This window comes from Saccharothrix coeruleofusca (assembly GCF_017876325.1).
GTDB classification, from domain to species: domain Bacteria; phylum Actinomycetota; class Actinomycetes; order Mycobacteriales; family Pseudonocardiaceae; genus Actinosynnema; species Actinosynnema coeruleofuscum.
This window is the reverse complement of record NZ_JAGINV010000001.1, coordinates 3,134,362-3,147,792: the sequence shown is the minus strand read 5'-3', so window position 1 is coordinate 3,147,792 and position 13,431 is coordinate 3,134,362. Positions and strand designations below refer to the sequence as shown.

General features: G+C 73.1%; 11 protein-coding genes. 7 read left to right on the top strand and 4 right to left on the bottom strand.

Annotation, left to right across the window (positions count from 1 at the left end; all coding sequences use genetic code 11):
* Nucleotides 1-57 precede the first annotated feature (57 nt).
* The gene (locus JOF41_RS37030; RefSeq protein WP_229796228.1) at nt 58-471 is read left to right on the top strand and encodes a hypothetical protein; all 414 of its coding nucleotides are present in this window, start codon (nt 58-60) and stop codon (nt 469-471) included.
* Nucleotides 472-625: 154 nt separating this feature from the next.
* On the top strand, nt 626-1,477 hold the full coding sequence (locus tag JOF41_RS14310; protein ID WP_189226732.1) for a DUF4394 domain-containing protein: 852 nt from the start codon (nt 626-628) through the stop codon (nt 1,475-1,477).
* 242 nt (nt 1,478-1,719) lie between these two features.
* Here JOF41_RS14310 and JOF41_RS14305 read toward each other — a convergent pair whose 3' ends face one another.
* Nucleotides 1,720-2,463: a 3'(2'),5'-bisphosphate nucleotidase CysQ gene (locus tag JOF41_RS14305; protein WP_209619448.1), complete on the bottom strand. Its 744-nt coding sequence runs from the start codon at nt 2,461-2,463 to the stop codon at nt 1,720-1,722.
* A gap of 143 nt (nt 2,464-2,606) precedes the next feature.
* Between JOF41_RS14305 and JOF41_RS14300 the strand changes: the two genes are divergently transcribed.
* From JOF41_RS14300 to JOF41_RS14285, 4 genes are all read left to right on the top strand, one after another.
* A complete protein-coding gene (locus JOF41_RS14300) occupies nt 2,607-3,356 on the top strand; it encodes an SDR family NAD(P)-dependent oxidoreductase (RefSeq protein ID WP_307867409.1) in 750 nt (249 codons plus the stop codon).
* A 324-nt stretch (nt 3,357-3,680) separates the two neighbouring features.
* Nucleotides 3,681-4,580, top strand: a complete 900-nt coding sequence (locus tag JOF41_RS14295) for an aldo/keto reductase (RefSeq protein ID WP_209619445.1) — start codon at nt 3,681-3,683, stop codon at nt 4,578-4,580.
* 210 nt (nt 4,581-4,790) lie between these two features.
* Complete coding sequence (locus JOF41_RS14290) at nt 4,791-5,015, top strand: MDR/zinc-dependent alcohol dehydrogenase-like family protein (protein WP_209619442.1); 225 nt, start codon at nt 4,791-4,793, stop codon at nt 5,013-5,015.
* 94 nt (nt 5,016-5,109) lie between these two features.
* Nucleotides 5,110-6,828, top strand: a complete 1,719-nt coding sequence (locus JOF41_RS14285) for an alpha-glucosidase (protein WP_209619440.1) — start codon at nt 5,110-5,112, stop codon at nt 6,826-6,828.
* Here the strand turns inward: JOF41_RS14285 and JOF41_RS14280 are convergent.
* On the bottom strand, nt 6,815-10,003 hold the full coding sequence (locus JOF41_RS14280; RefSeq protein WP_209619437.1) for a S8 family peptidase: 3,189 nt from the start codon (nt 10,001-10,003) through the stop codon (nt 6,815-6,817). The two genes, JOF41_RS14285 and JOF41_RS14280, sit on opposite strands and share 14 nt — an antisense overlap.
* A 702-nt stretch (nt 10,004-10,705) precedes the next feature.
* Nucleotides 10,706-11,689, bottom strand: coding sequence for a selenide, water dikinase SelD (gene selD, locus JOF41_RS14275; protein ID WP_189226738.1), 984 nt, complete (start codon nt 11,687-11,689; stop codon nt 10,706-10,708).
* 129 nt (nt 11,690-11,818) lie between these two features.
* Here selD and JOF41_RS14270 point away from each other — a divergent pair, with 129 nt between their 5' ends.
* Entirely contained in the window at nt 11,819-11,989 is a 171-nt protein-coding gene (locus JOF41_RS14270; RefSeq protein WP_189226739.1) for a CsbD family protein, read from the top strand.
* 81 nt (nt 11,990-12,070) lie between these two features.
* Here JOF41_RS14270 and JOF41_RS14265 read toward each other — a convergent pair whose 3' ends face one another.
* The gene (locus tag JOF41_RS14265; protein ID WP_189226740.1) at nt 12,071-13,342 is read right to left on the bottom strand and encodes an aminotransferase family protein; all 1,272 of its coding nucleotides are present in this window, start codon (nt 13,340-13,342) and stop codon (nt 12,071-12,073) included.
* Between the last annotated feature and the right edge of the window lie 89 nt (nt 13,343-13,431).

The following is a 13,431-nucleotide window of genomic DNA, read 5'->3' as shown; positions in this document are numbered from 1 at the left end:
GGAGCACCGGCAGGTTTCGAACCCCATCTCCTGGTCAGGACGTGCCCGAGGGCGGACATGACCATCGCGGCCACCGACGCGAGCACGCCGAGCGGGTCGACGGCCTGGGCGCCGGTGGCGAGCAGCAGCACCACGCCGAGCACCCCGATGACCGCGCCGACCGCGGGTGGCGTGCTCGGGCGCTCTGCCAGCAGCGGTCCCGCCAGCAGCATCGTCACCATGGCCGACCACGTAGCGCGCATCCAGGCGGAGTGGGCCCGCGAGCGCCCTGACGTGGACGTGACGCCCCAGGGCGTCATCGGCCGCCCGCACCGCCTCGCGGCGCTGCTCACCGAGGAGCTGTGCCTCGTCTACCGCAGGCACGGGCTGAGCGAGGGGGCGTTCGACGTGCTGGAACCCGCTGACGCCCAACGGCTGGAAACGATCCTCACGACCTTGCTGGCCCGCTTCGGGTCCCCGCCCACGCCGTAGCCGCCCACCTCCGCGAGTCGGACGTCCACGACTCTCGAGTTCGACGTTCGGGTGGAAACCCCGCGCTCAGCGCGCGCTCAGCTCGCACCCAGCCCCGCCTCCTAGCTTCGAGTCGATCGCTCTTCCAGGCGAGCGACTCAGGAGGGGATGGGCCATGAAGGCACGGATCAAGAGGGGGGTCGCCGCGGCGGCCGTGCTCCTGTCCGCCACGACGGCGATGGTCGTGGGCTCGGCGAGCGGCGGCAGCGCGGACGCGCCGCCGTCCCTGCGGGCTTACGGGATCACCGCCGACGGCAAGCTGATGTTCACCTTCACCACCGATCACCCGCAGGTGTTCGACTGGGTCCGCACGGTGACCGGGCTCAGCGGCCACGACACCGCGCTGGTCGGTTTGGACTTCCGCGTGCAGGACGGTGCGTTGTACGGCGTCGGCAACTACGGCGGCATCTACAAGATCCCGGTCACCGGCGACGCGGTCACGAAGGTCTCCCAGCTCGCCGTGTCGCTGGAGGGCAAGAACTTCGGCGTCGACTTCAACCCCGCCGCCGACCGGCTGCGGGTGATCAGCGACACCGGGCAGAACCTGCGCCACAACCTCAACGACGGCACCACGATCAAGGACAAGCCGCTCAACCTCAACGGCGCCACCGCCACCGGGGTCACCGCCGCGGCCTACACGAACAACGACCTGAACAGCAGCACCGGGACCACGCTGTTCGACATCGGCACCGCCGGCGATCAGGTGCTGATCCAGTCGCCGCCCAACGACGGCACGCTGGCCCCGACCGGATCGCTCGGAGTGGACGCCGGGGTCAACGCCGGGTTCGACATCTACAGCAACCTGGTCGGCGGCAAGGCCGACTCGCTGCTGGCCTTCGCCGCGCTGAACACGATGAGCGGATCGGCGTTCTACACCATCAACCTCCTCAGCGGCGCGGCCACCGCGGTGGGCAGCTTCCCGCTGTCCGTCGGTGACATCGCCGTCGCGCTCAACCCGCCGTACTGACCCGCACCCGAGCACGGCGAGCCCGTCCCCACCGCGGGGGCGGGCTCGCCGTGCTGGTCGGGTGGTGCAACCACGGCTCCACACCTGCCCGGCAGTCCCGCAGGTGCTCTCGTCCTTCCGACGCGCGATGCGCACGGCCTCCGGCAAGACCTCGCCCTGGTGTCCACAGCGGACTCATGGCGGTCGCCCTCGACGTGCCCGGTCGGGGCGGGACATCACCGGTGAGCCGGTTTCCGGAGGGCTCAGGAGCGCGCGGCGGCCAGGGCGGTGAGCAGGGTGTCGCGCAGCTCCGGGCGGCAGATCAGCAGATCCGGGATGCTGGGCGAGGGGTTGCCGTAGACCAGTTCGCTGCCGTCGATCCGGGAGGTGTGCGCGCCCGCCGCGGCGGACACCGCGACCGGCGCGGCGCTGTCCCACTCGTACTGGCCCCCCGCGTGCACGTAGGCGTCGGCGGCCCCGGTGAGCACCGCGACCGCCTTCACCCCGGCCGAGCCCATCGGCACCAGGTCCACGTCGACCACCTCGGCCAGCGCGTCCACCAGTGGCGGCCGGTGACTGCGGCTGACCACCACCCGAGGCCGGGGCCGAGGGGGCGCCGGGGCCAGCGCGGCTTCGTCGGTGGCGAAGGTGCGCCCGGTCGCGGGCACCGCCACCGCCCCCGCGAGCAGCTTGCCGCGCTCGGACAGCGCCACGTGCACGGCCCAGTCACCGCGCTCCCGGTCGCCGTACTCGCGGGTGCCGTCGAGCGGGTCGACGATCCACAACCTCCCCGACCGGTGCCCGTCAAGCGCCGCCTCGCCTTCCTCGGACCGCACCGCGTCGTCGGGTCGGTGCTCGCGCAAGGCGCTCACCAGCATCGCGTGCGCTCGTCGATCCCCCTCCCGGCCCAGCTCCGCGCCTGCCAGGTCGGTGCGCTCGCGGCGCAGTTCCAGCAGCAGGTCTCCGGCCAGGGTGGCCAGCAGGCGGGCCAGCGAGTGGTCGTCCACGGGGCGGCTCCTGGTGGTCGGGGTCGGGCCGAGCAAGACGATATCGGCGTCGCGGCCGCGCGGGTCGCCCAGTCCGCGCACGGGACCGGCAGGATGGTCGACCGGGGGCTTCGCCCGCTACCAACCGGACAAGGAGTGGACTGGTGCGAACAGTGGTGGTCAGCGGTGGGGGGACCGGCATCGGTCGGGCGGTCGCGCTGCGCTTCGCGGCCGACGGCGAGCAGGTGGTGCTCATCGGCCGCAGGGCCGAGGTACTGGACCGGGTGGTCGTGGAGATCGCGTCCCGGCACCCAGGCGCACCGGCGGCGGTGGCGGTGGCCGCCGATCTGACCGAGCCCGCGCAGGCGGAGCGGGTGGCGGGGCGGATCGGCTCGGTGGACGTGGTGGTCAACTCGGCGGGCGGCAACGCGTTGATGAGCGCGCCGCCGGACGTGCCCGAGGGCATCGCGGGCGTGGCGTGGCACTGGGTGGAGAACTTCCGCCTCAACACGCTCACCGCGGTGCTGCTCACCGAGGCGCTGCGGGGGCGGATCGCCGATGGCGGCCGGGTTGTGCTGCTCAGTTCGATCGCGGCTTACCGGGGATCGGGCTCCGGCTCCTACGGCGGGTCGAAGGCGGCCCTGCACCCGTACGCCTACGACATGGCCGCCGCGTTGGGGCCGCGCGGCATCACGGTGAACGTGGTCGCTCCCGGCTACATCGCCGACACCGAGTTCTTCAAGGGCGGGATGTCCCCGGAGCGGGAGGAGGTGCTGGTCGGCCAGACCCACACCGGCCGCGCGGGCACGCCCGCCGACGTGGCCGAGACGGTGGCGTGGCTGGCCTCCGCGGGCGCGGCCCACGCGACCGGCCAGGTCGTCCAGGTCAACGGCGGCGCGGAGCGAGGGCGCTGATCGCGCCCGCGACCACCACCTCTGGCACGTCGGCAAGTAGTACCAGAGGTGCCCGTCCGGGCCGAGAACTACTACCCGGAGGTCCTGGACGCTCGGTGTCTGTGGAGGCGAACGCACAACTCACCTGAATGAGTGGCTGACAGATGTTGATAGTTGTCAGTCGAACGTTGTAGGTTGTCCTCACGGAGGCGCCGCGCTCGCGCCGTCGGCTCGGCGATCGGGGCAGGGTGCTCAACACTGTCCACAGTGCGCAGATTTCGTCGGGTGGAGCCGAGTGCGCGCAGTCCTGACCCTGACGCGACCACCAACTGCGGAGACCCTTCCATGAGCTCACCCACCGCTTCGCTCGCCGGCCGCACCGTGTCCCGGATCGGCTATGGCGCGATGCAGCTCGAACGCCTGCGGGGCAACCGGGACGACGCCGTCGCGCTGCTGCGCCGCGCCGTCGAGCTGGGCGTCGACCACGTGGACACCGCCCAGTTCTACGGCTTCGGCTTCGTCAACGACGTGATCCGCGAGGTGCTGGGCACCGACGACGACGTCCTGGTGGTCACCAAGGTCGGTGCCGACCCCAACCCCGGCGGGCGGGTGCCGCTGCGGCCCGCGCAGCGCCCGGAGCAGCTGCGGGCCAGTGTCGAGGACAACCTGCGCAGCCTGGGGGTGGACCAGCTGGCCGTGGTCAACCTCCGCCGCCTCGACGCCGGTCCGGGGCTGCGGCCCCACGGGGACCAGCTGGTCGACCTCGACGACCAGCTCGCGGTGATGACCGCCTTGCGCGACGAGGGCAAGATCGGCGCGATCGGCCTGAGCAGCGTCACCCTCGACGGCCTGCGCCGCGCCCTGCCCGCGGGCATCGCCTGCGTGCAGAACGCCTACAGCCTCGTCTCCCGAGGCGACGAGGACCTGCTGCGGCTGTGCGTGGCGGAGGGCATCGCCTGGGTGCCGTTCTTCCCGCTGGGCGGCGCCTTCCCCGGACTGCCCAAGGTCACCGAGGAGTCCGCCGTCCGCGCCGCGGCCGAAGCCCTGGGCGTCACCCCTTCCCAGGTCGGTCTGGCCTGGCTGCTGCACCACGCCCCGAACGTGCTGCTCATCCCCGGCACCGCCGACGCGGACCACTTGGAGGCCAACGTGGCGGCCGGTGGGATCACCTTCGACGCGGCGACGCTGGCCGCCCTCGACGCCGTGGAGTCCCGCTCCGTCGATCTCGTGCTCGACGCCGAGTGAGGGGGAGCGGGTCGTGAAGGCCATCGCCCACCGCGACAACGGCGGTCCCGAGGTGCTCCGGTTCGTGGAGCGTGACGTGCCCGAATCCGGTCCCGGCGAGGTCCGCGTCCGGGTCGTCGTGTCCGGGGCAGCCCGACCGACCGGCAGGACCGCTCCGGCGCCCACCCCGAGCGGTTCCCGGAGGTCGTCCCCCACCTCGACGGCGCGGGTGTGGTCGACGCCGTCGCCGAGGTGGCACCCGGCGCGAACCTCGCGCTGCGCCTCGCCGTGCTGCGGCCTCGGGGGACGATCTCGACCTACGCCAACCTCGGTGGCGCGCCGGTCGAACTGGACGTGGCGCGGACCACGGTGCTCAACGCGCGCTTGCAGTTCCTGGTGCTCTACACGGCCGGTCCGCGGGTTCGGGCCGCGGCCGTCGAGGACGTCGCGCCATGAGCTCGACCGCGTCGCGGCGAGAGGGTGGTGAGCGGCGGAGGTGATCGCCTCCCGGTAGTTTCGGGGTGCCCCGCCCCCGGCACGAAGGACGGCGATGACCCCGCACAGCGACGCCCCGTGGTGGACCTCGGCCGTGGTGTACCAGGTGTACCCGCGCAGCTTCGCCGACTCCGACGGTGACGGGGTCGGCGATCTGGCGGGCATCGCCTCCCGGCTCGACCACTTGCGGCGGCTGGGCGTCGACGTGGTCTGGCTGTCCCCGGTCTACCTCTCCCCGCACGCCGACAACGGCTACGACATCGCCGACTACCAGGCGATCGACCCCGTCTTCGGCACGCTGGAGGACTTCGACCGGCTGCTGGCGCAGGTGCACGAGCGCGGCATGAAGCTGGTGATGGACCTGGTGGTCAACCACACCTCCGACGAGCACCCGTGGTTCGCGCAGTCGCGCTCCTCCCGCGACAACCCCAAGCGCGACTGGTACTGGTGGCGCCCACCGCGCGAGGGGTTCGAGCCGGGCGCGCCCGGCGCCGAGCCGACCAACTGGGAGTCGCTGTTCTCCGGCCCCGCCTGGACGCTGGACGAGGCCACCGGCGAGTACTACCTGCACCTGTTCGACCGCAAGCAGCCCGACCTCAACTGGGAGAACCCCGAGGTGCGGCGGGCGGTGCACGCGATGATGCGCTGGTGGCTGGACCGGGGCGTGGACGGTTTCCGGATGGACGTGATCAACTTCATCTCCAAGGACCCGGCCCTGCCCGACGGCGTCACCACCGGCACCGGTGCGCTGGGCGACGGGTTCCCGCACTTCTGCACCGGCCCGCGCGTCCACGAGTTCCTCCAGGAGATGCACCGCGAGGTCTTCGCGGGCCGCGAGGGGCAGTTCCTCACCGTCGGCGAGATGCCCGGCGTCACCTGGGAGGACGCCAGGCTGTTCACCGACCCGGCCCGGCGCGAGGTGGACATGGTGTTCCAGTTCGAGCACGTCTCGCTGGACCACGGGCCGGGCGGCAAGTTCGACCCGAGGCCGCTGGACCTGCGCGACCTCAAGGCGTCGCTGGGCCGCTGGCAGACCGCGTTGGCCAAAACCGGCTGGAACAGCCTGTACTGGAACAACCACGACCAGCCCCGCGTGGTCTCCCGCTTCGGCGACGACGGGCGCTGGTGGCGCGAGTCGGCCACCGCCCTGGCCACGGTGCTGCACCTGCACCGCGGCACGCCCTACGTCTACCAGGGCGAGGAGATCGGCATGACCAACGCGCCGTTCGCGGGCCTGGCGGATCTGCGCGACGTGGAGTCGCTCAACCACTACCACCGGTCGGTCGCCGAGGGGCGGTCGCCGGAGGACGTGCTGCGCGGGCTGCGCGCGATGGGGCGGGACAACGCCCGCACGCCGATGCAGTGGGACGACACCCCCAACGCCGGTTTCACCAGCGGCACGCCGTGGATCGCGGTGAACCCCAACCACACGTGGCTCAACGCCGCGGCCCAGTACGACGACCCGCGGTCGGTGTTCCGGCACTACCAGCGGCTGATCCGGCTGCGGCACACCAAACCCGTGGTGGCGCTGGGGGAGTTCCGGATGCTGCTGGCCGACGATCCGCAGGTCTACGCCTACGAACGCGCGCTCGACGGCACCCGGCTGCTGGTCGTGGCCAACCTCGGCGGCACCGGGCGGACGGTCGAGGTGGCCCCGGAGTGGTCCGCGGCCGAGGTGGTCCTGTCCAACACCGAGCCCGGGAAAGTCCACGAAGGACAGTTGGCGCTCTCCCCGTGGGCGGCCCTGGTGCTGGAGCTGACTACTTCAGCGTGAAGGCCCGGATGATCGTCTGGTCAACGGAGTTGCCCTCGTCGTCAGCCGCGCCCGCCCGCAGCGACACGTGGGCCGCGTTGGGCGGGTGCGCCAGCTCCGCCGTCCAGCGGTCGTCGTGGCGCCGGAGTTGCACCGGCTGCCAGCTCGCGCCGTCGTCATAGGACACCTCGACCCGCGTCGGACGCGCCGAGCGGGCGCCGCCGTTGTGGTCCACGGTCAGGTCGAGCACCGTCGGCGCGTCGCGCGGAGCCTGGTTCCAGTCGTCCAGCTCCGGCGCGAACCGCACGGCGAGCAGCGGCAGCGGCGTCTGCCCGACGGTCGTGCCGGACCGGAACGTCCAGTCCGCCGTGACGCGCGTGGAGACCTCGGCGGTGTCCGCGCGGAGGGCGTCGACGTGCAGCCGGTAGGTCGCGCTCCCGCCCGGCACGGCGAACTGGCCGGTGCCCGCCTGCGACCGGGCCTCGCCGACCCTCTCCTGCCCCCGGTAGAGCTCGGTGGTCCCGGAGTGCGGGCCGTAGCCGATGTGGTTGGGGGTGCTGTCGGAGTACAGCGGGATGTCGAACGCCATCCGGTCCCCGGAACGGGTGGCCAGAGCGCGCGTGGACGGTGGGAACGCCGGGCCCTGGACGCCGTGGTTCCACCGCTCCACCACCGATTGGCCGCGTCGGAACACCCGCGGCGCGGCGGTGCCCTGGTGCCCGTCCCACGGGCGGTGGTGCGCGCGCGGGACCTGGGCGAACTCGCCGTGCCACGGCTGGTCCGGCGTGTAGAGCTCCTCCAGGGTGAACGGCAGCGGTCGCACCACGTCCCCGTCGCGCTCGCCGACGCGACCGGGCAGAGTGGTCGCGTGCACCGCGCTGACCACGGCCAGTTCGTCGTCACGCACGGTCCGCAGCAGGTCGGCGGGCACCCGGCCGTCCTCGACGCGGCGCAGGTGGTACAGGTACGGGCTGGTGGTGAAGCCCCCGCTGCCGTCCGGCCGGGCCATGGTCGCCTCGGCGGTGAAGGTGAACTTCCCCGGCGCGGACGTGCTGGACGGCGCGACCAGGTAGCCGTTGAAGCCGTGCAGGTGCAGCAGGAGACGCGCCTCGCCCCACTCCGCGCGCAGCGAGAACTCCGCGCTCGCCCCGCTCGACCTCGCTTCCGGGCGGTCGACGGCGAACCCGAGGGGCTTGCCCTCGCGGTGGTCCACGGTCAGCGCGGTGTCCTGCTCGACCACGAAGGCCGGTTCGACCCGGACCGACTCGGCCGGGCCGGTCCGGGTGTGCGCCTGGAGGTGGAAGTTCCCCTTGGGCAGCCGGACGACCACCGTTCCCGACTCGTCGTAGGACTGGTACGACTTCTGGTGGTCGATGCCGATGAACCGGTAGTCGTAGTCGGGCGTCGGCAGGCCGTCCGCCCCGAGGAAGGTCAGCCGCACGTCGTAGCTCTCCACCTCGCGGGTCACCGCCAGCGGAGTCCGGATGGTGCTGTCACCGCCGGTCGCGGTGACCGTTCCGCTGTAGAGGCCGTCGACGCCGTCCACCGCGGTGTCGGTGGTGACCGTGACCTCGGCCCGACCACCCGCCGGGACGGTGATCTCGCGCGGTGCGACGGTGAACATGCCGGCGGGCGCGGGAGTTCCGTCCTGGGCGCGCACGTCGGCCTCCACCGCCAGCGTCACCGGCGTGGTTCCCGCGTTGTGGTAGGTCACCACCCTGTCGATGGGCTCGTCGTCCGTGTGCGGCCATCGCACCAGGCCGTTGCCGATGGCCGCCGGGGTGGCGTGCACGGCGTGGGACACCGCCCGCGCCAGGTCGACGCGACCGGCGCCCTGCTCGAAGACCGACAGCGCCGGGTCGGCCTTGGCGCTGCCGGTCAGGGCCGCTTTGACGTCCTCGGCCCGCCAGTGCGGGTACCGCGCGGCCAGGATCGCCGCGGCGCCCGCCACGTGGGGTGCCGCCATCGACGTGCCGGACACCCGCGTGTGCCGATCGCCGACCGGCTGCCCCAGCGAGCTGCCCGAGGCGCGGGCGGCCACGACGTCCACGCCGGGGGCGGTGATGTCGGGCTTGATGCCGTCGTCGGCCAGGCGCGGCCCCCGGCTGGAGAAGTCGGCCAGCGCGTCCCGCTCGTCCACCGCGCCCACGGTCAGCGCCGCGTCCGCCGCGGCGGGGCTGCCGACCAGGTCGCCGGTGTTGCCCGCGGCGACCACGAACAGGGTGCCGGTGCGCTCGGTGAGCCGGTTCACCGCCCGGGACACCGGATCGGCGCCGTCGCTGGCGGTGGCGTTGCCCAGGCTCATGTTCACCACGTCGGCGCCTTCGGCGACCGCCCACTCCATGCCCGCGATGATCGCGGACTCGAGGCCGAAACCGCTGTCCGGCAGCACCTTGCCGTTGAGCAGCGCGGCACCGGGCGCCACACCCGTGTACCGGTCGTGGCGGCCCGCGATGATCGAGGCGACGTGCGTGCCGTGCCCGTACCGGTCGGTCGGGCCGCTGGCGCTGCCGGTGAAGTCCCGCTCCCGCACCACGGCACCCGCCAGGTCGGGGTGGGTGGTGTCGACACCGGTGTCCAGCACCGCGACCGTGGCGCCCTTGCCGGTGTGCCCCGCCCGCCACGCCGAGGGCGCGCCGATCTGCGCGGCACTGCGGTCCAGATGCGGGCTCATCGGGCCGTCCAGCCAGATCCGCGTCGTGCTCGTGGCCGAGCGGGCGGACCAGAACGCGGACGACTTGGCCACCCGCACGGCGATCGCGTCGATGCTCGGCAGTTCGCGCACCGCGGTGGCGGCGGTCGGTCGGGCGTTCGAGCGCGCCACGATCAGCGGGATGTCCCGGCGGGTGGCGTCGTCGTAGCCGGTCGCGGCGAGCAGGGAGATGTTGAACAGGCGCGGGTCCAGCCACCCGGAGGCCACCGGGGCGGCGGCGTCGGAGGGCACGAGGTGGGTGTCGCCGTGCTCGTCGGTGCTCTGCCGGAACCCCATGGCCTCCCGCCCCGGCGCCGGGACCACGGTCAGGCCCCGAGGACCGCCCAGTTGCACCCGGTCGCCGGTGATCAGGGTGATCGACCGGTCGGGGTGCGGGGACCACGACTGCGCCGCGGTGGCCACGTGCGGTGGTGTGCCCGACAGCAGGACACCGGCGATCAGCACGGCGGCGGAGAAGACCGCAGGACTGCGGTGGGGCGTCACGCTGCCTCCCGGATTCGGGGTTCGCGCGCGCGGACCCCCGAATCCAGGAAACACCTGTGGGGGTGTTCCGTCATTCAGCGTGTTGGCGTAACGGTTGCCCGCCGCGTGGGCCGCAGCCTTCTCGCGCGTCCCGCCTTCGGAGCCGCCGTGGTCGACGGAGCGCGAGGAGGAGCCGGTGACCGAGGGGGAGCGGCGGGTGCCGCCCACGCGGCGCGGGGCGGGCTGATCGGATGCGGGTACGTCGACGAAACGCGCACCACCCCGTGGGGCACGAAACCATCACCAACGTCTGGTCCACCACAAGACGATGACGGCCCTGTGCGTCCTGCTGCTGGCCGCTCGGCGATCGTGGTCGCGGCCGGGCGTCTAGGGCTGCTACCGCGCGCTCACCCAGGGGTCCCTGATCGACGAGGTGGTCCGCCGCGTCACCGGGCGCGGCACCGCGTCGCGCCGGTGATCCCACCGCCGCCCGGCACGGCGTTCGAGCCTCCCCGGTGCGGCAACCCCCCGATGCCCGCCGAGGAGGGCAACAGCGAGTAGTGGCAGTGTGCGGCTGATGTCCGGTGGTGGTGGCCGACCTCGACCGCCGGATGACGGTGTCCTACGTGATGAACCGGATGCCGGGACAGGGTGACGAGCGCGGTCCGGGCGTCGTCGTGGCCGCTTTCCGGGCCGCGCGGGGGTGACCGCCCCGCACCCCGCTCACCTCACCACGATGGTGTGCTCCCGGCGCGGCACGAGCTCGCCGATCACCGCCGCGCCGGGGACCTCCCCGGCCAGCAGCAGCCCGCCCGAGGTCTGCGCGTCGGCCAGCAGCAGGGCGTCGTCCGCGCCGCCGAGGTCCACGTGCGGGGCCACCCAGTCCAGGTTGCGCCGGGTGCCGCCGCTGACGTAGCCGTCGCGCAGGGCCTCCCGCGCGCCGTCGAGGTAGGGCACGGCTGTCGAGTCGACCACGGCCGTCACGCCGCTGGCGCGCGCCAGCTTGTGAAGGTGCCCCAACAGGCCGAAGCCGGTGACGTCGGTGGCGCACCGGATGCCCGCCGCGACCGCGGCCCGCGAGGCGTCCCGGTTCAGCGCCGCCATGGTCTCGACCGCGTGCGGGAAGACCTCGCCGGTCGCCTTGTGGCGGTTGTTGAGCACGCCCAGGCCCAGCGGCTTGGTCAGCGACAGCGGCACGCCCGCCGCGCCCGCGTCGTTGCGCATGACCGCGCCGGGATCGACCAGGCCCGTCACGGCCAGGCCGTACTTGGGCTCCGGGTCGTCCACGCTGTGCCCGCCCGCCACGTGGCACCCGGCTTCCGCCGCCACGTCGAGCCCACCGCGCAGCACCTCGCCCGCCAGTTCCAGCGGCAGCACGTCGCGGGGCCAGCCCAGCAGGTTCAGCGCGACCACCGGCGTGCCACCCATGGCGTAGACGTCGGACAGCGCGTTGGCCGCGGCGATCCGGCCCCAGTCGTACGGGTCGTCCACGACCGGGGTGAAGAAGTCCGTGGTGGCCACCAGCGCCAGGTCGGGCCGGATGCCGACCACCGCGGCGTCGTCCCCGGTGTCCAGCCCCACCAGCAGCTGCCCGTGCGGGCGGCGCGGGGGCCGCGCCAAACCCGCGACGACGCCTTCCAGTTCTCCGGGCGGGATCTTGCAGGCGCACCCGCCGCCGTGCGCGTACTGGGTCAGTCGGATGCTCACCCCGGCAGTGTGACAAGGGACTCGCCGGGCCGCTGGGCGGAGCGATCGCGTTTCGGCGGTACCCGCCGTGGGCAGCCCGACCGTGATTGGCGCGGAGGATTGGCGCGGAGGACGACGGAGGAGGACCGCATGGGCACCGACGACAAGATCGACGCCAAGGCCGACGAGCTCAAGGGCAAGGTCAAGGAGACCGCCGGGCGCGCGACCGACGACGAGGACCTGCAGGCCGAGGGCGAAGGCGACCAGGTCAAGGGCAACCTCAAGCAGGCTGGCGAGAAGGTCAAGGACATCTTCAAGTAGTCAGCCCGCGCCTCGGCGCCCGCCCGGTCCACCGGGTGGGCGCCGAGGGCGGCCCGCGCCGTCCCCGACGTGTCGTGGCGGTCAGACCCTGGCTGGTGTGCGCGCCCGGCGCACGGCGGTCCCCAACCGCCGCACCAGTTCGTCGCACTCCCGCTCGGATATGACCAGTGGCGGCATCAGGACGACGGTGTTGTCCGTCGAGGTGATGAGCAGCCCCTCGGCCGCGCACTCCTGGTGCACCCGAGCCATCGCGGAAGCGGACAGCGGCTCGCCCGCGTCGTCGCGCAACTCGACGCCGATCATCAGGCCGACCCCTCTGACGTCGTGCACGGGTAGTTCGGCCAGCCGGTCCTGCAACCGGCTCCCGCGCTCGCGCACGGTCGCGAACAGCGTGCCGTCGGCCAGCACGTCCAGCACCGCCACGCCCGCGGCCATCGCCACCGGGTGCGCGTCGGCGGTCGAGCCGTGGGGGAACGCGAAGTCCGGCCGCGACAAGGCGGTGTCGAAGACCTCGTCCGTGGTCACCAGCGCGGCCAGCGGCACGTAGCCCGCGGTGATCCCCTTGCCCAGCACCAGCATGTCCGGCTCGACACCCTCCCACGCCATCCGGGACAGCGCGCCGGTGCGGCCGAAGCCGGTGGTCACCTCGTCGGCGATCAGGTGGATGCCGTGCCGGTCGCACAGCTGCCGCACCCGCGCCAGCGCACCGGAAGGGGCGGGCACCACACCGGTGCCCAGCACCGGCTCCAGGATGATCGCGCTGACCTTATCCGGGCCCAGTCCGTCCACGGCGGCCCCCAGCGCGTCCAGGTCCCACGCGGGCACGTGGTGGACGCCGGGCGGCAGGGGGCTCTGCAGCGCGTGCAGCTGCCTCTCCCCGCTGAGCGCGCTGGCCATCCCACCGGTGCCGTGGTAGCTCTTGCGGAACCCGATCACGGCCGTGCGGTCGTTCTCCCGCCGCACCTTGCGCAGGAAGCGGGACAGGAGGACCGCCGCGGTGGTCATCTGCGAGCCGGTGCTGCCGAACCGCACGTGCGACAGGCCGCCGGGCAGCGCGGACACCAGTCTCCTGGCGTACTCCAGCGAGATCGCGGGCGGCTGCCGGTAGCGGATCACCTGCCCCACCGGCAGCGCGCGCAGCTGGGTGGTCATCGCGCCCACGACGGACCGCGCGCTGTAGCCGAGCGTGGTGTTCCACAGCGCGGCCCTGGCGTCGAGGAACCGGCTGCCCGAGGCGTCCCACACCCAGCAGCCGTCGCCGCGGGTGAGCGCGCTGCCACCGATGGTGCCGTCGCGCACTTGCTCGGGGGTGATGGAGTTGTACCAGAGAGCGTCGTCGGGGTTTCTGAGCATGGGCGGTCTCCGTCTTCTTCTCCCGAGAACTGCTTGCGGTTCCAGCGAAGTGCACCGAAGCGGGGTGCTCAAGGTGGCGACAGGTTGTG

Bases quoted from the DNA above. Each gene is read 5' to 3' on its own strand.
- JOF41_RS37030 (WP_229796228.1), top strand. From the start codon at position 58: ATGACCATCGCGGCCACCGACGCGAGCACGCCGAGCGGGTCGACGGCC.
- JOF41_RS14310 (WP_189226732.1), top strand. From the start codon at position 626: ATGAAGGCACGGATCAAGAGGGGGGTCGCCGCGGCGGCCGTGCTCCTG.
- JOF41_RS14295 (WP_209619445.1), top strand. From the start codon at position 3,681: ATGAGCTCACCCACCGCTTCGCTCGCCGGCCGCACCGTGTCCCGGATC.
- JOF41_RS14285 (WP_209619440.1), top strand. From the start codon at position 5,110: ATGACCCCGCACAGCGACGCCCCGTGGTGGACCTCGGCCGTGGTGTAC.
- JOF41_RS14270 (WP_189226739.1), top strand. From the start codon at position 11,819: ATGGGCACCGACGACAAGATCGACGCCAAGGCCGACGAGCTCAAGGGC.
- JOF41_RS14265 (WP_189226740.1), bottom strand. From the start codon at position 13,342: ATGCTCAGAAACCCCGACGACGCTCTCTGGTACAACTCCATCACCCCC.